This window comes from Paenibacillus sp. fava2, from assembly GCF_058313675.1.
Genome location: NZ_CM177755.1, coordinates 2,698,815 through 2,719,151, shown reverse-complemented (window position 1 = coordinate 2,719,151; position 20,337 = coordinate 2,698,815). Strand labels below are relative to the sequence as shown.

Annotated in this window: 18 protein-coding genes and 1 tRNA gene; 8 read left to right on the top strand and 11 right to left on the bottom strand. The window is 54.2% G+C overall.

The features are described 5' to 3' along the window. Positions 1-26: 26 nt before the first annotated feature. The gene (gene rpmG, locus AC4G46_RS11445; RefSeq protein ID WP_039871924.1) at positions 27-176 is read right to left on the bottom strand and encodes a 50S ribosomal protein L33; all 150 of its coding nucleotides are present in this window, start codon (positions 174-176) and stop codon (positions 27-29) included. A 223-nt stretch (positions 177-399) separates the two neighbouring features. Here rpmG and AC4G46_RS11440 point away from each other — a divergent pair, with 223 nt between their 5' ends. Genes AC4G46_RS11440 through AC4G46_RS11430 form a run of 3 tightly spaced genes read left to right on the top strand, consistent with a single transcriptional unit; the run spans position 400 to position 3,362 of the window. Beyond that, positions 400-1,443, top strand: a complete 1,044-nt coding sequence (locus tag AC4G46_RS11440; RefSeq protein WP_491128040.1) for a CobW family GTP-binding protein — start codon at positions 400-402, stop codon at positions 1,441-1,443. A gap of 30 nt (positions 1,444-1,473) precedes the next feature. Then, positions 1,474-2,463 (top strand): permease, encoded by a 990-nt coding sequence (locus tag AC4G46_RS11435; RefSeq protein ID WP_491128039.1) that lies wholly within the window; start codon positions 1,474-1,476, stop codon positions 2,461-2,463. A gap of 20 nt (positions 2,464-2,483) precedes the next feature. Beyond that, on the top strand, positions 2,484-3,362 hold the full coding sequence (locus AC4G46_RS11430; RefSeq protein ID WP_491128038.1) for a TIGR03943 family putative permease subunit: 879 nt from the start codon (positions 2,484-2,486) through the stop codon (positions 3,360-3,362). Here the strand turns inward: AC4G46_RS11430 and AC4G46_RS11425 are convergent. From AC4G46_RS11425 to AC4G46_RS11410, 4 genes are all read right to left on the bottom strand, one after another. Next, a complete protein-coding gene (locus AC4G46_RS11425) occupies positions 3,355-3,753 on the bottom strand; it encodes a NusG domain II-containing protein (RefSeq protein WP_491128037.1) in 399 nt (132 codons plus the stop codon). The two genes, AC4G46_RS11430 and AC4G46_RS11425, sit on opposite strands and share 8 nt — an antisense overlap. Positions 3,754-3,844: 91 nt before the next feature. Beyond that, positions 3,845-4,027: a DUF6954 family protein gene (locus AC4G46_RS11420; RefSeq protein ID WP_491128036.1), complete on the bottom strand. Its 183-nt coding sequence runs from the start codon at positions 4,025-4,027 to the stop codon at positions 3,845-3,847. Positions 4,028-4,051: 24 nt separating this feature from the next. Beyond that, positions 4,052-7,525, bottom strand: a complete 3,474-nt coding sequence (locus AC4G46_RS11415) for a PAS domain-containing hybrid sensor histidine kinase/response regulator (protein WP_491128035.1) — start codon at positions 7,523-7,525, stop codon at positions 4,052-4,054. 209 nt (positions 7,526-7,734) lie between these two features. Continuing rightward, positions 7,735-7,818 (bottom strand) — tRNA-Leu (locus AC4G46_RS11410). Between the two features lie 191 nt (positions 7,819-8,009). On the opposite strand from AC4G46_RS11410, the gene AC4G46_RS11405 reads away from it, so the two are divergent. The 3 genes from AC4G46_RS11405 to AC4G46_RS11395 all read left to right on the top strand — a co-directional run bounded on the left by AC4G46_RS11405 (position 8,010) and on the right by AC4G46_RS11395 (position 9,939). Further along, positions 8,010-8,477: an Lrp/AsnC family transcriptional regulator gene (locus AC4G46_RS11405; RefSeq protein ID WP_491128034.1), complete on the top strand. Its 468-nt coding sequence runs from the start codon at positions 8,010-8,012 to the stop codon at positions 8,475-8,477. Next, positions 8,474-9,079, top strand: a complete 606-nt coding sequence (locus AC4G46_RS11400; protein WP_491128033.1) for a LysE family translocator — start codon at positions 8,474-8,476, stop codon at positions 9,077-9,079. The genes AC4G46_RS11405 and AC4G46_RS11400 overlap by 4 nt, the downstream gene beginning before the upstream one ends. 101 nt (positions 9,080-9,180) lie before the next feature. Further along, positions 9,181-9,939: a class I SAM-dependent methyltransferase gene (locus AC4G46_RS11395; protein WP_491128032.1), complete on the top strand. Its 759-nt coding sequence runs from the start codon at positions 9,181-9,183 to the stop codon at positions 9,937-9,939. 55 nt (positions 9,940-9,994) lie between these two features. Here AC4G46_RS11395 and AC4G46_RS11390 read toward each other — a convergent pair whose 3' ends face one another. Both AC4G46_RS11390 and AC4G46_RS11385 read right to left on the bottom strand, forming a co-directional pair. Then, on the bottom strand, positions 9,995-11,191 hold the full coding sequence (locus AC4G46_RS11390; RefSeq protein WP_491128847.1) for a CynX/NimT family MFS transporter: 1,197 nt from the start codon (positions 11,189-11,191) through the stop codon (positions 9,995-9,997). Positions 11,192-11,433: 242 nt separating this feature from the next. Continuing rightward, positions 11,434-11,535, bottom strand: coding sequence for a YjcZ family sporulation protein (locus AC4G46_RS11385; RefSeq protein WP_277470219.1), 102 nt, complete (start codon positions 11,533-11,535; stop codon positions 11,434-11,436). A 201-nt stretch (positions 11,536-11,736) separates the two neighbouring features. On the opposite strand from AC4G46_RS11385, the gene AC4G46_RS11380 reads away from it, so the two are divergent. Beyond that, a complete protein-coding gene (locus AC4G46_RS11380) occupies positions 11,737-13,452 on the top strand; it encodes an ABC transporter ATP-binding protein (protein ID WP_491128846.1) in 1,716 nt (571 codons plus the stop codon). A 274-nt stretch (positions 13,453-13,726) separates the two neighbouring features. Here the strand turns inward: AC4G46_RS11380 and AC4G46_RS11375 are convergent, their stop codons facing one another. The 3 genes from AC4G46_RS11375 to AC4G46_RS11365 form a co-directional block, all read right to left on the bottom strand. Next, complete coding sequence (locus AC4G46_RS11375; RefSeq protein ID WP_491128031.1) at positions 13,727-14,893, bottom strand: M20 family metallopeptidase; 1,167 nt, start codon at positions 14,891-14,893, stop codon at positions 13,727-13,729. A 140-nt stretch (positions 14,894-15,033) separates the two neighbouring features. Further along, the gene (locus AC4G46_RS11370) at positions 15,034-16,479 is read right to left on the bottom strand and encodes a DEAD/DEAH box helicase (protein ID WP_491128030.1); all 1,446 of its coding nucleotides are present in this window, start codon (positions 16,477-16,479) and stop codon (positions 15,034-15,036) included. A 30-nt stretch (positions 16,480-16,509) separates the two neighbouring features. Continuing rightward, positions 16,510-17,175: an HD domain-containing protein gene (locus tag AC4G46_RS11365; RefSeq protein ID WP_491128029.1), complete on the bottom strand. Its 666-nt coding sequence runs from the start codon at positions 17,173-17,175 to the stop codon at positions 16,510-16,512. 339 nt (positions 17,176-17,514) lie between these two features. On the opposite strand from AC4G46_RS11365, the gene AC4G46_RS11360 reads away from it, so the two are divergent. Beyond that, positions 17,515-18,789 (top strand): histidine--tRNA ligase, encoded by a 1,275-nt coding sequence (locus AC4G46_RS11360; RefSeq protein WP_491128028.1) that lies wholly within the window; start codon positions 17,515-17,517, stop codon positions 18,787-18,789. A 75-nt stretch (positions 18,790-18,864) separates the two neighbouring features. Here AC4G46_RS11360 and AC4G46_RS11355 read toward each other — a convergent pair whose 3' ends face one another. Then, complete coding sequence (locus tag AC4G46_RS11355; RefSeq protein WP_491128027.1) at positions 18,865-20,325, bottom strand: glycoside hydrolase family 1 protein; 1,461 nt, start codon at positions 20,323-20,325, stop codon at positions 18,865-18,867. Positions 20,326-20,337: the final 12 nt, after the last annotated feature.

Below are 20,337 nucleotides of genomic sequence, written 5' to 3'. Positions count from 1 at the left end.
TTTTATTTAGATCAGCCGCAGATGAATCAGCGGGTCTCCCGGTGCAGTGTAACGCGCTTCAGACGGGGCGAATACTTTTTCATTTCCAGACGCTCTGGGTTATTTTTCTTATTCTTGACAGTGGTATAGTTGCGGTCGCCTGTTTCCGTGCAGGCCAAAGTTACAGTTACTCTCATGATATTCAGCTCCTTTTATTTAATCGTAATTATTACGATTTACACATCATAACGTCTTCCCCGGCCAAATGTCAACTGTCTGCCGCCAAAAAATTCCTAGCAGCGCCGGACCCAATCTCTCAAAAAAAGATGGTCTTTCTGCCATTGGCAGCACGTATAGATGGAATTATGAAACTATGATTCTTGCAGTGATTCATAACAAATAAAGGCGGGAGTGTGGACCATGAAGATACCGGTGATGATATTGAGCGGCTTTCTGGGGAGCGGGAAGACAACCCTCCTGCTCACCCTGCTGCAGGAGAGCAAGGCACGGGGGCTGAATGCGGGGGTTGTGATGAATGAGCTGGGCAAACGTGACGTGGACGGATATATTTTGCAGGAGCAGACCGGGGCCAATGTGGAAAAGCTGCTGGACGGCTGTGTCTGCTGCAGCCGTAAAGAGGATCTGCCAAGAAGCCTCAATGCCGTCCTCGCCCGGCGACCCGATATCATCTATATCGAGCTTACCGGAGTGGCCGATCCTGAAGAAATCGCCTTGACGCTGCAGGAGAAGCCGCTTAGCGAAAGAGTTCATTTGCATTATACCGTCACCGTACTGGATGCGGAGAACGTGCTGGAATATAACAGCCGCTTCTCGTCTGACAAACAGCTGGTCCGGACGCTCCGCAAGCAGCTTGCCGGCGCCGATCTGCTGATCGTCAACAAATCCGATCTTGTTGAGCCGGAGCGGCTGTGGCGAATCGAAAAAACCGTCCGCAAATACAACGCGGACTCGGAAATTGTGTTCACCCATTACAGCGAGATCAATCTGGCTCCGCTGCTGGCCGGCATATATCCGCAGGAGCCCCGCAATGCCGCCGCCATGCGCAGTCCGCTTCCGGTCAGCGGCGTTCCGCTGAAACGCATGCACAGCGGACAGACTCAGGGAGCTACCGCCGTACAGGAGCGGGAAGCGGATACCGGCGGTTCCTATTCCCAGGTATCTGCCGTCACACTTACCTTTCCGCAATCGGCGGAGCAGGGCATTTCGGGCGAACAGCTTGAAGCCTTTCTCCGGCAATGGGGAAGCAGCCTGCTTAGAGCCAAAGGGCATGTCCGTTTGTCCAGCCGGGAGCACGGGCTGCAGCCTGTCCAGCTGGTCCAGTTCGCCGGAGACCGCATCAGCTGGGAGGCATCACGCTACCCCGGCCAGCCCTATATTGTGTTCATCGGACTGGGTCTCGATGAGCAGCAGCTGACTGCGCAGTGGTCCAGTCTGTTTGGCTGAAGTTATACAACGGGAAGGAGCTAATATGCATTGACATCCTTTTATCCGCTCAAAATACTGCCGCTGCTTGTTCCCGCTGTCTTCCTGATCGTCCTTGGCATAGTCTGGCTGCCGGAGCATCCGGAGCTGCTGGAGAACGCATACATCCACAGCTTCAAAACCGCCTTCACCGGCATTCTGCTGGAGGCCTTGCCATTCGTGCTGCTGGGAGCCCTGCTGTCCTCGCTGCTGCGCGTATTCGTTCCTGACGAATGGATCTCGCGTTGGATTCCGCGGCGGCCGGTCCCGGCGATTCTGTTCGGCTGTCTGCTCGGCATCCTTTTTCCTGTCTGCGAATGCGGAATGATCCCGCTTGTCCGCCGGTTGATGCAGAAGGGAATGCCGCTGTATGTCGCCATTGTATTCATTCTTTCGGGCCCGATCCTGAATCCTGTCGTATACGGGGCTACACTGACCGCGTTCCGCACTCACCCCTGGCTCGCGTATGCACGGATGGGACTGGCCTTTGCTGTGGCAGCAGCCGTAGGACTCATCATATACGCTACCGTAACCAAGTCGCCGCTGCGGCTGTCCATCCGGCGGGAAAGCAGTGAGGCACACCAGCTCGCCGCCCGCGGGGGCAGGTTCGTATCCGTGCTTGTCCATACTTCGGATGAATTTTTCGAAATGGGCAAATATTTAATCATCGGCTGCGTGCTGACTGCCGGTATTCAGAGCTTTATGGATCACGGCAGCCTGGAGGCCATCGGCGGCATGCCGCTGGGCTCGTATCTGTTCATGATGGGCCTTGCCTTTGTGCTGTCCCTTTGCTCGACCTCCGACGCTTTTGTCGCGGCCACATTCCTGCATACCTTTCCGTCAGGCGCCCTTCTTGCCTTCATGGTGCTCGGGCCGATGCTTGATTTCAAAAATTCGCTCATGCTGCTCTCGCTGTTCAAAACCAGATTTGCCATCTATCTGTTTTTTCTTATTTTCTCGGCCGTTTTCGTCGGCTCGGTGCTGGCATCATTCTGGCTCTAGTCCACTTTCAGGAGGTCCCTATGAACGACCCGCGCAGCATCCGTGTGCATTACCTGCTCAGGGCGGCCCTTCTGCTCGGTTTTGCGCTGTATATTGCACATTTAAGCCAGCAGGATGCACTGCACTATTATGTCGCCCCCAAGCTGGCCCGCTGGATCCGGCTCTGTCCGGTGCCTTTGTCATTGATGGCCGTAAGTCTTGGAATACAGGCTCTCTTCGGCAAAAGCAGTGCACTATGCGACTGTGAGCACCAGCTCCCACGGTCCATACCGAGGAGCACTGCTCTGTACGGCCTGTTCCTGCTGCCGCTGCTGCTCGGCTTTGTGCTGCCGGACCGGGCGCTCGGAACGACTGCAGCAGCGAGAAAAGGAGTCTCCCTGACCTACATTTCGCCCGAGGAAGGAAGGGAGGAACGCTTTGCCGCCGCAAACCCGTACCAGGAGGAATTCGCCGAGCTTGCAGCCAAGCTGTACAAACAGTCTGTAATCCAGGTGCATCCCGAAATTTTTTCCGAAACCTTCGGGGCCATCGACCTGTATAAGGAGCAGTTTGAAGGCAAGGAAATCGCAGTCTCAGGGTTCCTGTACCGTGAACAGGGGCCTGCCGGTGATTCATATGCGGTAAGCCGTTTTCTGGTGCAGTGCTGCACAGCAGACGCGACCCCCTTCGGCATTCTGCTTGATCCGCAGACGCAAATAAGCCTGCCCGCAGACACCTGGATTGAGGTGCGGGGCAAGCTTCATGCCGCTAATTATCAAGGTAAAACTGTTGTTCAGATTATTCCCGAAACCGTAACTCCGATTCCTCAGCCTTCAACGCCTTATGTCTACTCCAATGCCGATTCTGTAGCCGCCTGGGAACAGATCAGCAGCAGTCCGGTAATAACAGAAGCTAAATAACGGCATCCAACTCCTCATCATTATCGATCGAGGCATCCGGATTGACAACCTCAACCATCAGTCTGGCCGGAATACAGATAATCTGCTGTTTCGGCCTGGAAATGAACCCCATATCCAGTGCAATCGGCAGCGGGGCATCCGAATAGGTCATCTGTATGCCATAGTCGTACACCTTGAGAATGTTATGGCCGAATTTGGTCTGAATATCAATGGTCTGTTCTTCCTTGGTCAGCGTAACGGTCTGGTAGGTTTTGCCGTTGATTGTAATCACAGCCTGCAGGTCTCCCTGCTCATAATGCTCCCCCCGTACGTCCAGCCATTTGACTCCATAGATTCCGCCCGCAAGCAGCAGAACCAGGACAATCAATATAAAATCGCCGCGCTTCATCATATCCGGTGCAAAAATCCTCTCGCTGACTAAATTTATGCGTAATTATTACGAATACTATAAATATAGCTAGACAAGAAAAGATTGTCAATGCTTATGAAAGACGTCTCCTCACAAGCAGCAGGCCCAGCGTAAGCAGGACATAGATCAGCAGCACCACAACAAGTGTCACAATCCGTTCAGATAACGTCCCATCCGCGAACAGTACCGGACCTATTCCAAAAAAGGTGACCAGTGCGTACATCACCGCAAACCCTGTATACACGATCCCTTTCATTCATCTGTCCTCCTTCGCACGCAGTCAATCCTGATTGCGGTGCTGGGCCGACCATTCCCGCAGCACCCTGTCCAGCTCTTCGGAACGGATCGGCTTGGAGATGAAATCCTGCATTCCCGCTCTCAGGCACATCTCCTTATCTTCCTTCTGGGCAAAAGCGGTAGCGGCCACAATCACCGGATACAGGCCGTGCTCTTCTCTGATCCGCATGGCAGCCTCAATACCGTCCATCAGCGGCATCTGGATATCCATAAAGATCAGGTCATAGCGGCGCAAACGCACTGCCTCCACTGCCTGCTGCCCGTTCAAGGCAACATCGGCATGATAACCCCGCTTTTTGAGAAAAGCCTGCATAATCTGCTGATTAACCGGATGATCTTCAGCAATCAGGATCGACAGCGGCCCAAATTCACCGAATGAGTACTCCCTGCGCCTGTTCTGAACCGTTACCTGCTTGTCCCCTTCACCCGCCGTTATGAGCTCCTGTGCGGAATCCTCCCGCGGAATCAAGGCTTCGATTGTAAAATAAAACTCCGCCCCCTCACCTTCCCGGCTGTCCACCCCGATTGCTCCGCCCAGCAGCTCGACCAGCCTTTTGCTGATCGCCAGTCCCAGTCCGGTCCCGCCATACTTACGGTTAATGGAGGGATGAAGCTGGGAAAAGGATTGGAACAGCAGCCCCTGGCTGGCCGGAGCAATGCCGATTCCTGTATCTTTTACAATAAACTTGAGAATAACCGCGCCGTTCTCCCGGACCGCTTCCAGCTGCGCAGTCATGCTGACCGTTCCTTCATCAGTGAACTTAACGGCATTGCCGACCAGATTGATAAGTATCTGACGCAATCTCCCCTCATCGGTTACCAGGAGCGGCGGAAGCTCAGGGGCAATCTCCATCTGGAGCACAAGCCCTTTTTCCTTTACCCTCGGATAAAAGATTTCCGTTACGTTAGACATCACCTGCCGGAGATCAACGGCCTGCAGCTCCACGGTCATCATGCCGGCCTCTATTTTGCTGAAATCAAGCACCTCGTTCAGGATATGCAGCAGCGACGCACTGCTCTTGTTGATTATTTGCGTGTAGTATTCCTGCTCTTCGTTAAGCTCCGTGCCCGTCAGCAGATCCGTCATCCCGATAATGCCGTTCATCGGCGTACGCAGCTCATGGCTCATAATCGCCAGAAACTCCGATTTGGCCCGGTCCGCCTGTTCGGCTGACTCCTTGGCCCGTACAATTGCTTTTTCCTCGGTAATATCGCGGAATACGACAACAACGCCCTTCCGCTCCCCATTGTCGAACAGCGGGGTCATCCGGTATCTGACCAGGAAGCTGGAGCCGTCCAGACGCCAGAACACCCCTTCCTTCTCTTCATAGGAGAGATGCTCAGAGAACCATTCAGGCAGTGTCTTGCCGCCTCCCGGGTAAGGATCTCCGTCCAGCCAGGTCTGCTGTATCGCATGCAGCTCACTGTTACCTCCGGCCTGACCGGAGTCATAACCCAGCATCGTGTAGGCAGCCGGGTTAATAAACACCGTCTCCCCTTCCAGGCTTATGCCGAAAATCCCCTCGGTAACAGAGTTAAGAATCAGTGCATGCTCATAGCTCAGCTTCTCAATCTGTTCCAGATGCCGCTTGCGTTCCGTGATATCGCTTGTAATGGCAAACACACCAACTACGCGGGAATTCAGCATAATCGGCACATAAATCATACTTACCTCGACCAGGTGCCCTTTCCTGTGGATCAGCCTGCTCTCAAAGGTCTGTGCTTCCCCGCCGGCAGCGCGGGCAAATCTCTCGGTTACGAAATCGATTTCCTCCGGATCAATAAACTCGTTATAGAAGGAGTTCAGCAGGCTGTTCCGGGAATAACCGGTCAGATTCAGCAGACTGGCGTTAAGCGACTGGATGCAGCCTTCCAGATTCATGGCTATGATGGCAGAAGGGTTATAGTCAAACAACGACTTGTAGCGGTTCTCGCTTTCCATCATTTTCTGCTCATATTGCATGCGTTCCGAAACGTCCCGGGTCACACCGATAATTTCGGCGGTTTCTCCGGGGCCGTACCGGATATGGCGCACAGTCGTTTCCACCCACAGATAAGACCCATCCTTGCACAAAAAACGGAATACGATTGGCTCCAGCCTCAATCCTTTCATCCCGTCGTTTATATATTGCCGGACTCTGACTTCATCCTCAGGATGAATATATCCCATCCCTTTCGTGCCGACCATCTCCTCAGGCGTATAGCCGAACATCTGCTGGCACACGGCGGAGGCATACAGATAGGTGGCATCCTCATCCGTCGCATTGCGTGTGATAAAATCCTGGGAGTTTTCTGAAATCAGCCGGTAATTCTGCTCGCTCTCGCGCAGCTGCTCCTCCATAATCCGGTGTGCAGTCACGTCCTGGACTACGCCGCTGATCTGCCTTGTTCTACCGTTATCATCCGGAACCCCTTCCCAGTGGGCGCTTATATATTTATCCGATCCGTCAGCTGCTGTGATCCGGAAGGTCATGCTGTCACTTCCCCCGTAATGCAGGCATTTCCGGATGGCTCTCATCACCTCAGGTAAATCCTCCGGATGAATAGTGTCCTGAATCAGCTTGGGATCGTACAGGGAATGATTGCTGCTGTCACCCTTATGCCCGAAAATATGACGCATCTCCTTGGATACGGTCATCTGCTTGTGGGCGTGATTCCATTCCCAGGAGCCCATTTTGGCCAGGAACTGGGCATTCGCCAGCATGTCTTCATATTTCTTGCGCTCCGTAATATCTCTGGCAACGGTCAGCACCCGCTCCACTTCTCCCTTGTCATCACGCATAACCTGGAAGGAGCTTTCAATCCACAAATAATCACCGTTTTTATGACGGACCCGTCTGGTAAATACATCTTTATCTGAATAAAGCTTGCCGGGCTCCTTCATCTCAATGGCATCTTTATTATGGTAATATTCAAGTCTTTTTTTGCCGATCATTTCATGCGCAGGATACCCCAGCATCTTCTCCACGGAAGGAGAGACATATATAATCGTTCCCTCGGGATCAGCCAGGGAGATCATATCCGGAGTATTCCGGGTGATCAGGTTATACAGGTTATACTCTTCCCTCACCCGTTGCTCCGCCTTCTTGCGCTCCGTTATATCCTGCAATTCCGCAATCATATAGACCGGAGTGCCCGCAGCCTCATCAAAGGTCAGAAACAAGTGAAGCGCCACCCAGAAGATTTCGCCGTTTTTACGGATAAACCGTTCTTCACTATCAACAGACGCGCCGGGACTCTGCAGCAGGAGCTTCATCACCCGTTCCTGGTCAGTCTGGTCTTTCTTCTCCATACAGGTGATGTCAAGATACCGGAGGCTTAGAAACTCCTCTTCAGTGTATCCGAACATACTGCATAAAGCGGGGTTCGCCAGCTCGATCATTCCGTTCGAGAGCGAAACGACCGCAAATCCGGTAGAAGACCGCATATATAAGGTTTTATAAAGGGTATCAGACAATGATATTGCCTCCTCTGTACATTCGGGGGTCTTGGCTCATTACATAGTATACCTTTTTTTCGGCTGTTCCGCTGTGGAACTGAAGTCCCTGAATTGAACCGGATCCCAGCCTGCACAAAAACCCCCCGGTCACCGGCGTGGCTGAGGGATTAATGGCCGTCTGAAAAATAAAAAAACCCTTCTGCCGAAGGGTTTCCTGATAAAGCTGATGCGGTCGAGAGGACTCGAACCTCCACGGTATTGCTACCACACGGACCTGAACCGTGCGCGTCTGCCAATTCCGCCACGACCGCATAATATGTATCTCAGTGATTTAATCACCGTAATTAAGAATATACACTCTTTGCAGATGGATTGCAAGAATTATTTATTAATATTTATCCGATCCACCGTTCATCCTGTAATCCATAAGAGAAAAGTCATTGTTTACTTATTTTTATTAGGTTATAATCCGATTAAACTTAATAAAGAAAGGATAATAAACATGGATTCTTTAGATAAAAAGATCGTTAACATCCTCATGGCTAACGGAAGAATCACCTGGTCAGAGCTGGCCGGAATGCTCGGACTCTCCTCCCCTGCTGCCGCTGACCGTGTTAGACGGCTTGAGGAACAGGGGGTCATCAAGGGCTATACGGCTCTGATCGATTCTGAATCAACAGGCTACAGCCTCGCAGCACTCGTTGCCGTCTCCCTAGAACGCCCGGCACACCGGCAGGCTTTTCTTACGCTCGTACACGAGCTGCCGGAAATTCAGGAATGTCATCATACGGCAGGTGATGATGACTACATCCTGAAAATCCGCTGCAGGGGAACAAGGGATCTCGACCGTATTATCAGTGAAGAACTGAAAGGTCTGCCGGGTATTGTGCGCACCAGGACGACCATTATCCTCGGAACAGTCAAAGAGACACCGAATGTTCCACTGCAGTCGGGAGACAGCGTAACATGACCCTCTGGCCCGCATTGCTTGGCGGCGTGGGCTTCGGCTTTATTGTCGCTGCACCGGTCGGCCCGATGTCGCTGCTCTGCATGAACCGGACACTGCGGCAGGGATTGTCCGCCGGTCTGGCCACAGGAGCAGGCATTGCGCTGGCTGATGCCTTTTATGCGCTGGTAACAGTGACCGGCTTCAAGGCGGTGGGCGACTTCACCACTGCATATACCTTGCCGCTGAAGCTGCTCGGCTCCCTGTTCATCGCTTATCTCGGAGTAATGGCTTGGCGGACAGCGGGAGCCGCTGCTATGCCGGAGACTGCGCGCAGCGGAATGCTGTACAGCCTGCTTACCTCGTTTCTGCTGACACTGGCCAATCCAGCTACAGTGCTGAGCTTTATGGCGCTGTCCGCTTCCCTGGGCAGCAAAACCGGAAGCTCACTGTTTCTGCCTGCCGGCATAGCCCTTGGCTCCTTCTGCTGGTGGCTGCTCCTGGCTCTAATCATCAAAGGGATCAGCCGCAGGCTGCCCGATTCTTTTAGCCGGATTCTAAGCCGTATCTCCGCAGCAATACTTATCCTGTTCAGCTTCTATGGCATATTCACCGCACTTCAATAGGTATAACCAATAAATTTTATAATCTTTATATATTTCACTTATAAGCCCCGGCGTGTTACAACATAGTTAACCCACTGTAACCGGAGAGGAGCTTAAACCGCATGAATCAGAAATGGAATACCGGAACCTATGATTCGGATATGGCCTTTGTCTCACAATATGGCCAATCTCTTATTGAACTGCTGAAGCCGGCAGCCGGTGAGCGCATCCTGGACTGGGGCTGCGGCACCGGGGATCTGGCGGCTGTCATTGCCGGATACGGCGCTGCAGTTACCGGAATTGATGCCTCGCCAGAAATGATCGCTGCAGCCCGCAGCAAGCACCCGGAGCTTGAATTCATCCTGGCTGACGGACAGCGCTATACCGCTGAACCGTCCGCCGATGCCGTGTTCAGCAACGCGGCCCTGCACTGGCTGACCGATGCCAATGGAGCTGCGGCAAGCATTGCCGCAAGCCTGCGTCCCGGCGGCCGTTTTATTGCCGAGTTCGGCGGCCAGGGCAATATTGCCTCGGTCACCCGGGGGCTGCCGCGCGCCTTCGCTGCTGCCGGTTGCCCGGATAAGCTTGCACTGCTCTGGTATTTTCCCGGAATCGCAGAGTACACTACCCTGCTGGAACAGAACGGGCTGGTTGCCAGCCTTGCGCTGTGCTATGACCGCCCGACTCCGCTGGCCGGCGGTGAGCAGGGCTTCAGCAGCTGGCTGAATACATTCGCGGACGGGATTCTGAGTGTGCTTTCCCCGGTACAGCGTGACGAAGTGCTGGCTTTCATGGAGCAGGAGCTGAAGCCCCAGCTGTTCCGTGACGGCGTCTGGGTAATGGATTACCGGAGAATCCGGGTGATTGCCGTAAAGAGCTAAAAAAGAGCGCACCGGAAGATGCATTCCGGTGCGCTCTTTCAATATAATAGCTGTTTCATCTGTTATTGGACAGGCCGCCAACCTGTCTGTCTCTCCCTGCTCCCAGCCCGGCAGCACACAGAAGCACTGCCGCGGCGGCCAGCAGGCCGAGCGGAATATTCCAGCTGTCCGCGGCATCATGCAGCAGCCCGAACAGCGCAGGCCCCATGGCTGCCAGCAGGTAGCCGACAGACTGGGCCATCCCGGACAGCTCGCTGGCCTCCTGGGCTGTACGGGTCCGCAGGCTGAAGAACATCATGGCCAGCCCGAAGGCGAAGCCGCCGGCGATGCCGATGCAGACCGCCCACAGTGCCATCCAGGCCGTGCTGCCCAGCCAGATGCCAAGAATCCCGATAAAGAACAATATAGAAGTGATTAGAACCAGACTGCGCTGGTTCTTCATCCGGCCTGCGAGCAGCGGCACAAAAAAGGTAAAGGGCAGCTGGGCCAGCTGCATCAGCGACAGAATCCAGCCCGCATGGCCGGCCGACATGCCGCGTTCGCCCAGAATTACCGAGAACCAGGAGATCAGCACATAGTACAGCAAGGATTGGAGTCCCATAAACAAGGTAACCTGCCAGGCCAGCGGTGACTTCCAGACGTTTATTGAGGATTTAGTAGCTTGTGCCCCGCCTCCCCGGACAAAGCCTTTCATTTGAGGAAGCCAGAATATTATCGCTAGCAAAGCGATAATAAACCAGAGCGACAATGTACCGCGCCATCCTAACCCTGCTTGTGCCGCAAGAGGCACACTGAAGCCCGAAGCTGCTGCCGCACACAGATTCATTGACACAGTATACATTCCGGTCATCAGGCCGATCCGCGCGGGAAATCTTCCCTTGATCAGTCCGGGAAGCAGTACGTTACAGACCGCAATAGCCAGTCCGATCAGTGCGGTGCCTGTGAAAAAGGCAACGGTGCCCGCAGCTGAACGGAGCAGAATACCAGAAGCCAATGTCAGCATGGCCAGCAGCAGCACGTTGGCCAGGCCAAAGCGGCGGGCCAGCTGCGGCGCAAACGGCGACAGCAGGGCGAATGCAAGCAGCGGCAGTGTTGTAATAAACCCGGCCAGCGTATTGGACAGGCCCAGATCGTCACGGATCAGGCCCAGCAACGGACCTACAGAGGTGAACGGCGCCCGCAGGGCAGCAGCAACAAACAAGATTCCAAGCACCAGCAGGAGCGGGCCGGAAGCGGTGCGGGTTCCGGGCATGCCTGGTTTTGCGGATGTCCGGTCTTGAGATTTTACAGTCATGATGATCCTCCTGATCGCAGTACAAACGGCTGACAACCGGTGATTGTCAGCCGCATCAGACCAATTTTCTTACACAGATTGTTATATTATAACCCCGCCAGACTCAAATTGCATAAGTTTTTAACACGTCCTGCGCCCGATATGTATAGCGATCCTGCCAGTCCTAAGACTGGCAGGATCAGCCGGATGGACCTGCTCCATTATACCCAGAAGGATTTAGTAATGATTACAAGCAGGATGAACAAAACCAGAATGGCGCCAGTTGAAGTGAACGGGCTGTATCCGCCGACATTTTCGCTCATGCTTAACTCCTCCTTTTTACTGGAATATCCATAACATATGTTTAAGTATCCGGCTTGGACTGGGTGACACGGCAGGAATTCCTGCCCCCTTTCCACATGACAAAGGTTGACAAATCCGGTAACCCTCTTTAGTATCCTAAGAATAAGACAGTTGAGAATGACTCTCAACTAACAATACATACAGAAATGAGTGAACAAGAGATGCTGCGTCGTTTTTTCTCCTATTACCGGCCCTACAAGGGGCTGTTTATTCTCGACTTCACCTGTGCGGTGGGGGCGGGGCTGCTGGAGCTCGCTTTTCCGGTAGCTGTGAATAAATTCATCGATGAGCTGCTGCCCGGCAAGGACTGGCCGCTGATTCTGCTGGCTTGTATCGCCCTGCTCGCGATTTATGCCCTGACAACTGTGATGAACTACGTGGTCACTTACTGGGGGCATATGCTGGGAATCAACATCGAAACCAATATGCGCAAAAAAATGTTCGACCATATCCAAAAGCTCTCCTTCCGTTTCTTTGACAACAATAAAACCGGTCATCTGATCGGGCGGATCACCAATGATCTTAACGATATCGGCGAGGTGGCCCACCATGGCCCGGAGGATGTGTTCATCGCCGTAATGACACTGGTCGGTGCTTTTATCCTGATGGCAGATCTTAATCTGCAGCTGGCTGTGATTACTTTCATCATTGTGCCGATTATGGCCTGGGTGATTATTCACTTCGGACGCAATATGACCTCAACGTACCACAACCTTTTTGGCAATGTGGGGAATTTCAACGCCCGGATTGAAGATAATGTCGGAGGCATCCGCGTGGTGCAGTCTTTTGCCAATGAAGAGCATGAGAAGGTGCTGTTCGCTGAAGACAACCAGAGATTCCGCCAAACCAAGCTGATGGCATACAAGCTGATGGCCAAAAGCTCCTCGGTCAGCTACATGATGACCCGGCTGATTACGATCGTGGTGATGATCTGCGGCGCCTGGTTCTTTATCCAGGGTGAGCTTGAGATCGGTGAATTCGTCGCTTTCATTTTGTTGTCCAATATCTTCTTCCGGCCGATCGAAAAGATCAATGCCGTTATCGAGAGTTACCCGAAGGGCATCGCCGGGTTCAAGCGCTATCTTGAAATTATTGATACCGAGCCGGACATTGCCGATAAGCCGGACGCCGCCCATGCAGGCTCCCTGCGCGGCGACATCGTCTTTAATAACGTGAGCTTCGGTTATGAGGCAGACCGGCCTGTGCTGAACCGGATCAGCCTGAAGGTCAATGCCGGAGAGACGATTGCTTTTGTCGGACCGTCCGGTGCCGGCAAAACAACCATCTGCAGCCTGCTCCCCCGCTTCTATGATGTCACCGGCGGTGCCATCTCCGTGGACGGGACCGATATCCGTGACATGAAGCTGCACTCCCTGCGCAAGCAGATCGGGATCGTACAGCAGGATGTGTTCCTGTTCTCCGGTACCATCCGTGAGAATATCGCCTATGGCAAGCTCGATGCGCCGCTGGACGAAATCTGGACAGCCGCCAGACGCGCCCATCTGGAGGACTTGATCAACAGCCTGCCGGACGGCATGGATACCATCATCGGCGAACGCGGCGTGAAGCTGTCGGGCGGTCAAAAGCAGCGTCTGGCCATTGCCCGGATGTTCCTCAAGAACCCGCCGATTCTGATTCTGGACGAAGCCACCTCAGCGCTCGACACCGAGACCGAGGCCGCCATCCAGCAGTCTCTTGCTGAGCTGTCTGTCGGCCGCACCACTCTGGTCATTGCCCACCGGCTGACCACGATCAAAAATGCCGACCGGATCATCGTTGTGAACGAGGACGGCATTTCCGAGGAAGGCCGCCACGAAGACCTGCTGAATGCAGGCGGCACCTACAGCCGTCTGTATCAGGCACAGTATAACGCGTAGAGCGCCTTGACTAAATAAACGTAAAAAACCTTCCGCTCCCCGGCCTGTCGGCCGCCTGGCGGAAGGTTTTTTGTAGTAGTGCAATTAGACCGGCCGCTTCTGTCGCTCTAAGCCGGCGGTCTAACGCCCGCTGCAAACTGGCAGCCTACTATCGCGGGTCTCTAACGGACACCAGCGGATGTCGCGACAATGATGAACATACTGGTGAACCGCCAGCAGTATTCATTCCACCCGGCAGCATATGCCGGCATGGCAGACTTACACAACAGCCCTTCTAGTCTGCAGCCATCCCTAGAAAGCGGACCGCCAGCTCCCGGTAAAAGCTGATTGATTCAAGGTACGCTTCAATATCAATCCATTCGTCCGGCTGGTGGGCAAGCTTGGGATCACCGGGACCGTAGATCAGCACGGGCAGCTTCCCGTGATTATGGAGCACGGAGGCATCCGTGTAATAGGAGACTCCCTGCACTGTCCCCTCATCTGCACTGCCGGCAAGCTCAAGCGCAGTGCGGATCAGCTCCTCGCCGGGATCAGTGTAGACCACGCTCCGGTCCAGCAGCTCCTCCACCTCATAACGGAAGCCTGCATTCAGCTGCTGCATGCCTTCAAGCCTGGCCGTAATCTCGGCCAGCAGCCCGGAATGCAGCAGCGGCGGAACCGTCCGGATATCCACATCAATGCTGCAGCGGTCAGCGATCACATTGGTCTGCACACCGCCGGCGATGGAGTTAACCGACAGGCTGCTTGATCCCAGGACGGGATCATGGGCCTGCCACTCCAGCGCATGCCGCTTAAGCAGCGCGATCACTTCCATCATCCCTTCCACCGCATTCAGGCCAAGGTGCGGCATGGAGCCGTGGGCACTGCGTCCATGCAGCGTAATCCGCAGCCACAGTGCTCCTTTGTGGCCAACAGCAACCCGGCTGCCTGTCGGCTCGGCAATCACCAGCCCGTCCAGCTCCTCCAGGTTATGCTGCTCCGCATAGTGCCGGGCCCCGCAGCTGTCGACCTCCTCTCCGGCTGTCGCCAGCACAATCAGATCCCCGCCCAGCCGGATGCCCTCCTGATGCAGTGATACGGCGGCGAGCAGCATCGCCGCCAGTCCGCCTTTCATATCAGAGGTACCCTGGCCGTACATCCGGCCGTCCTCAATCGCTGCGCCATGAGGCGGGTATTTCCCGGCTTCCGCAGTCCAGGGGCTGACGGTATCCAGATGTCCGCAGAACATCAGCTTCCGCCCCCCGCCGCCGGCAACTACAGCTTCAAGATTACTGCGCCCCTGCTCAACTGTGATGACACGGCTTTCCAGGCCCTTCCCGCGCAAATACTCCTGCAGCAGCAGGGCTAAACGGTGCTCATTGCCCGGCGGGTTACAGGTATCCACCTGAATCAGGCTCTGCAAAAAGGGAACGGCAAATTCCCGGCTTCTCACGTCTATCATCTTCCACATCCCCTTCAGCAGCGTAATTTCAAATAATTATGTTGAAATGTACGCTATTCCGCCGCGGTTTGCAGCCCAAAATATCACGTGCCGGGCAGCCTTGATTTATTTCCACATTTGCCGGTGCCCGTTTGCCCCTGTTATTTTTTCGCAATATGCACCTTTAGCTGCTTGCCTTTGATAGTTGTATTCTTCATTGCCTGGAGCACCATCGGGCCCTTGCCGTTGAGAATATCCACATAGGTTACGTTGTCCTGAATCGTGATGATCCCGATGTCTTCGGCAGTCATTCCCTCAAGCTTGGCAAGCGTACCAACGAAATCAACCGCGCGCAGCTTTTTTTTCTTACCGCCGTTAAAATACAGCTTCATGATGTTGCGGTTCATTACCTCGGTTTTGCCTGCCTTGCGGACCTGCTTTTTGCCGAGCTTTTGCTCAAAAGCTTCCCTTGCCTCTTCCACAGCCTGCTCCGCAGGAGCCTGCAGAGCCGGGATACTGAAGCCGATATAGGCTTCAATATCAGCAACCCACTTGTGCTCATTAGGCGTAACAAATGTAATTGCTTTGCCGCTGCTGCCTGCACGTGCGGTACGTCCGGTGCGGTGCACGTAGCTTTCTTTTTCCATCGGGATGTCGTAATTGAATACATGAGTTATGTTCTCTACGTCAATCCCGCGGGCAGCCACATCCGTAGCAATCAGATAGCGGAACTGTCCTCTCCTGAACGCATTGATGACTTCAAACCGCTCGTCCTGCAGCATCCCGCCGTGCAGCTTGTCCGCGGGCAGCTCCTGGTCAGCCAGTCCCCGGAATAATTCATTAACCTGCTCCTGTGTCCGGCAAAAAATAATACAGCTGTCCGGGTTCTCCACCGTCAGCAGATCCAGCAGCAGGCCGAACTTGGCCGCAGGTCTGACCTCAATCAGCGTATGCTCAATGGCCGCCGTAGTGATCCCGCTGGCTGCAATCTCAATATCCGCCGGGTCAGTCATGTATTTGCGGCACAAGCTTTTTACAGCCTCGGGTAATGTCGCAGAAAATAGCATCGTTACCCGGTCTTCAGGCAGGCGCCGGATGATCTGCTCAATCTGCTCGATAAAGCCCATGCCCAGCATCTCATCAGCCTCATCAATGACCAGATAGCGAATCCGGTTCAGAGGCAGGGTGCCCCGTTCGATATGGTCGAACACTCGTCCCGGCGTTCCTACGACAACATGCGTTTTCTGCGCCAGCTCGATTTTTTGCGGGGCGAACGGCTGCTTGCCGAACACAGCGGCAGCCTTGATCCGCTTGAAGCGTCCGATATTGGCAATATCCTCTTTGACCTGTGCCGCCAGCTCCCGGGTCGGGGTAAGCACCAGAACCTGCGGCTTATTCTCCGCCCAGTCCACCAGCTCGCAGACGGGGATGCCGAATGAGGCAGTTTTGCCGCTGCCGGTCTGTGATCTTACAATCAGATCCCGGCCCTTCAGGGCAACAGGAATCACTTTGCTCTGTACTTCGGTGGGAGCCGAATAGCCCATCAGGTCAAGGGCTTTGATAATCTCTTCATTTAACTCGTAATCTCTGAATTGCAGCTCGCTCATGTAATTATTCCTTCCTTGTTGCGCCTGTTCTCATTTTAACGGCTTCCGGCTGCCCTGATTCCATTCCTTATAAAATTGCTCCAGATACAGCAGCATGAAATCATGCCGCTCCTCAGCCAGCTTGCGTCCGTAGGAAGTATTCATCAGATCCTTCAGCTTCAGCAGCTTCTCATAAAAATGATTAACCGCCGTGCCCTTGGAGTAGTCACGGTATTCCTTCTGCAGCGATTCATCACGCGGAGCCTCCTCCGGATCATACACCGGACGGCCCTTGGCCCCCGAGAAAACCATCGTCCGGGCAATGCCGATAGCCCCCAGCGCATCCAGCCGGTCCGCATCCTGCACGCATTGCCCTTCCAGTGTAGACATGGGAGCACCTCCTCCGCCGCTGAAGGACATCGTCCCGATAATCTGCATGATATGTCCGGTCTGCCCGGCGTCCTCCAGATGCTCCTCCAGCCAGCCTGCAACTTTTTGCAGCCCCGCTTCCTTGGAGTCGTTCAGCTTCTCATCGGCGACGTCATGCAGCAGAGCAGCTACTGTACAGATTAGTACATCGGCTCCTTCCATTCCGGCAATCAGCGCAGCTGTGTTCCGTACCCTATCCGTGTGAAACCAGTCATGCCCGGTAGTATCCCGGCCCAGCTGCTCCTTGGCAAAGCCCTCGGCTGCCGCAATTAATTGTTCATGATCCATCAACAATGCCTCTTTTCACTTTAGTTATCAGAACATCCGGCACACCGCCGTTTTTGCCCCTTGCACAGCTCCATTTCATCCGCTATAATGTGCATTAATCTAAATTCGAAGGGAGCTGATTCCGGTGAACCTTATAAACAGCATTTCCATCATACAGAATCAGCTTCATCATCACAAGCGGCGTTAGCACACCTGAAGGCATTCAGGGAGGGCTAACGCTATTCGCGTTCGACCTCCCTGCGTAATATCGAAACGCGCAGGACCACGAGGTCCGGCGCGTTTTTTTATTTGGCCGGGCATGCCGAAAATTCCGGACCACACTAAAGGGAGCTGCTTATTATGCAAAATATCAAAGGAACCTATGATTACTTCGGACGGGAGCAGGCGGTAAGGCAGAAGGTCCAGACCGTGCTGCGCGGGCTGTTTGAGCTGTATGATTTTGAACCGATGGAAACCACGCTGCTGAATGAACTGGAGCTGCTGACCTCCAAATATGCCGGGGGCGATGAAATTCTCCGTGAAATGTATCAGTTAACGGACCAGGGCGGGCGGACGCTGGGTCTGCGTTATGATCTGACCATTCCGTTCGCCAAAGTGGTTGCGCTGAATCCCGGTATCAGCTTTCCGTTTAAACGGTATGAGATTGGCAAGGTATTCCGCGACGGTCCGGTCAAAAAAGGCCGGCTGCGCGAGTTCCTGCAATGCGACGCCGATGTGGCCGGCATTGCCGGCCCGCAGGCTGAGGCCGAGCTGATGCAGCTGGCTGCGGAGGTCTTCCGCAGACTTGATATCCCCATCGTCCTGAAATGGAACAACCGCCGGTTTCTGGGCGAAATCCTGGCAGCGGCCGGTGTCCCTGCAGAGGACAGCCTGTCCGTGATGCTGACTCTCGACAAGTTGGCCAAGGTCGGCCTGCAGGGTGTGCTGGCTGAGCTCCGCGATAAAGGGCTCACAGAACAGGCTGTGCTCGCCATAAGCGGGCTTCTGGAAAATGAAAATGCGGATTTCAGCACCCTGGCAGAGCGTTATGGGCTGGGCTGCCAGCCGGGCGCACTTGAGGTTCAGGCGCTTCAGCAGCTGATAGATGCCACCGGGCTCTCCCGGATCTGCAGCTTCGACCCGTTCCTCTCACGCGGCCTGTCCTTTTATACCGGAACGGTGTATGAGATTTTTGTTGCCTCCGGCGGCTATACCTCGAGCCTGGGCGGGGGCGGACGGTATGATAACATTATCGGCAAGCTTGTCGGCCGGGACGATATCAATGTGCCGACGGTCGGCATCTCCTTCGGCATGGAATCGATTATGGCCCTGCTGGGAGAACGTCCGGTGCAGGAGGCCAATTCCGGCGTGCTGCTGATTCCGATCGGTGAGACTATGCCGCAGGCACTTACAGCTGCTGCCGTGCTGCGGAACGCCGGTGTCCGGGTCAATGTCGACACCGGCACGCGCAAGCTCAAAAAAATACTGGCCGCCGCCTCAGCTAAGGGCATCCGGTACTGCCTGCTGGCCGGCGAAGATGAAGCGGCGCAGGGCAAGCTACGGCTCAAGGATATGAAGCTTGGGACGGAGCAGCTGCTAACAGTGGACAAAGCATTCAAAATAATTTCCGGTTAAGGCAGTACAGCACAACAGCCGTATCAGATCCTTGTCTGATACGGCTGTATGCCGGCTTATTCTCTGATTCTTGCTCTATTCAAGCTTTTCTCCGTTGCTTTCAATCACTTGCTTATACCAGCCGAAGCTCTTCTTGCGGGATCTGGCCAGCGTTCCTCGCCCTTCATTGTCTTTATCCACATAGATAAAGCCGTAGCGCTTCTTCATTTCCCCTGTCCCTGCGCTCACCAGATCGATGCAGCCCCAAGGCGTATAACCGATTAGCTCCACACCGTCGGCCACAGCTTCCTTCATTTCCGCAATATGGCCCTTCAGGTAGTCGATCCGGTAATCATCATTGATTGAGCCGTCCGCTTCCACAGTATCTACAGCCCCAAGGCCATTCTCCACAACCATCATCGGAATCTGATAACGGTTATAGATATTATTCAGTGACCATCTGAGACCCTGCGGATCGATCTGCCATTCCCAGGCACTGGCCTGAAGATAAGGGTTTTTCAGTCCCATGGACAGGTTGCCGCCGATGGCTTCCTGATCCGGGTCGGCGCTTACGCAAGTGGAGGAGTAATAACTGCAGGTATAGAAATCAACCCGGCCCTCCCGCAAAATCTGTTCATCATTGTCCTCCATAGCGATTTGGATACCATTGTCGGCAAAATACCGTTTGGCAAAACCCGGATACGCGCCGCGCACCTGAACATCCGAGCAGAGAAAGTTCGATACATTATCCTTTTGCTGCGCAAGTATAATATCCGCAGGATTGCAGGTCAGCGGATAGGAGCACATGTAGGCGATCATGCAGCCTATTTTGAACTCCGGATTAATGGAATGCCCCAGCTTCACCGCTCTTGCACTGGCGAGGAACTGGTGATGCAGCGCCTGGTACCTGAGCTGTTCATCACCGGAAGCTGCCGGAGCATGGCCGAACTCCGTATTGCCCTGCGGCAGGATCGCTCCGGCCATGAATGAGCCAAATGGCATCGTCAAAATATTGATCTCATTAAAGGTCAGCCAATATTTCACCACATCTTTATACCGGTTAAAGATCACTTCGCAATAGTTCACATAAAAGTCTGCCACCCGCCGGTCGGTCCAGCCGTTGTACTTCTGCGCCAGATGGAACGGAGCTTCGTAGTGGGAGATGGTGACCAGCGGCTCAATGTTATATTTTCGCAGCTCGGCAAATACATCATCATAGAACTTCAAGCCGGCTTCATTGGGCTGCGCATCATCCCCGTTCGGGAAAATTCTCGTCCAGGCCATGGACATCCGGAACACCTTGAAGCCCATCTCCGCAAACAGCCGGATATCTTCCTTATAGTGATGATAGAAATCGACCGCCTCGTGGCTCGGATAGTTCAGCCCCTGCTCAGGAACCGGTGTAATTTTTCGGGGAGTGGTGTGCGTTCCGGCTGTGATTACATCTGCAGTGCTCAGTCCTTTGCCGCCCTCGTTGTAACCGCCCTCCAGCTGGTTCGCGGCTGTTGCTCCCCCCCAAAGAAATCCTTCCGGAAAATGCTTGGTCAATGGCTGCATCTCTATTCCTCC

Excerpts from the sequence above, each read along its gene's own strand:
- rpmG (WP_039871924.1), bottom strand. The coding sequence starts at position 176 with ATGAGAGTAACTGTAACTTTGGCCTGCACGGAAACAGGCGACCGCAAC.
- AC4G46_RS11430 (WP_491128038.1), top strand. The coding sequence starts at position 2,484 with ATGAACGACCCGCGCAGCATCCGTGTGCATTACCTGCTCAGGGCGGCC.
- AC4G46_RS11370 (WP_491128030.1), bottom strand. The coding sequence starts at position 16,479 with ATGAGCGAGCTGCAATTCAGAGATTACGAGTTAAATGAAGAGATTATC.
- AC4G46_RS11380 (WP_491128846.1), top strand. The coding sequence starts at position 11,737 with ATGCTGCGTCGTTTTTTCTCCTATTACCGGCCCTACAAGGGGCTGTTT.
- AC4G46_RS11400 (WP_491128033.1), top strand. The coding sequence starts at position 8,474 with ATGACCCTCTGGCCCGCATTGCTTGGCGGCGTGGGCTTCGGCTTTATT.
- AC4G46_RS11360 (WP_491128028.1), top strand. The coding sequence starts at position 17,515 with ATGCAAAATATCAAAGGAACCTATGATTACTTCGGACGGGAGCAGGCG.
- AC4G46_RS11425 (WP_491128037.1), bottom strand. The coding sequence starts at position 3,753 with ATGATGAAGCGCGGCGATTTTATATTGATTGTCCTGGTTCTGCTGCTT.
- AC4G46_RS11405 (WP_491128034.1), top strand. The coding sequence starts at position 8,010 with ATGGATTCTTTAGATAAAAAGATCGTTAACATCCTCATGGCTAACGGA.
- AC4G46_RS11385 (WP_277470219.1), bottom strand. The coding sequence starts at position 11,535 with ATGAGCGAAAATGTCGGCGGATACAGCCCGTTCACTTCAACTGGCGCC.
- AC4G46_RS11390 (WP_491128847.1), bottom strand. The coding sequence starts at position 11,191 with ATGCCCGGAACCCGCACCGCTTCCGGCCCGCTCCTGCTGGTGCTTGGA.
- AC4G46_RS11420 (WP_491128036.1), bottom strand. The coding sequence starts at position 4,027 with ATGAAAGGGATCGTGTATACAGGGTTTGCGGTGATGTACGCACTGGTC.
- AC4G46_RS11355 (WP_491128027.1), bottom strand. The coding sequence starts at position 20,325 with ATGCAGCCATTGACCAAGCATTTTCCGGAAGGATTTCTTTGGGGGGGA.
- AC4G46_RS11395 (WP_491128032.1), top strand. The coding sequence starts at position 9,181 with ATGAATCAGAAATGGAATACCGGAACCTATGATTCGGATATGGCCTTT.
- AC4G46_RS11440 (WP_491128040.1), top strand. The coding sequence starts at position 400 with ATGAAGATACCGGTGATGATATTGAGCGGCTTTCTGGGGAGCGGGAAG.
- AC4G46_RS11375 (WP_491128031.1), bottom strand. The coding sequence starts at position 14,893 with ATGATAGACGTGAGAAGCCGGGAATTTGCCGTTCCCTTTTTGCAGAGC.
- AC4G46_RS11365 (WP_491128029.1), bottom strand. The coding sequence starts at position 17,175 with ATGGATCATGAACAATTAATTGCGGCAGCCGAGGGCTTTGCCAAGGAG.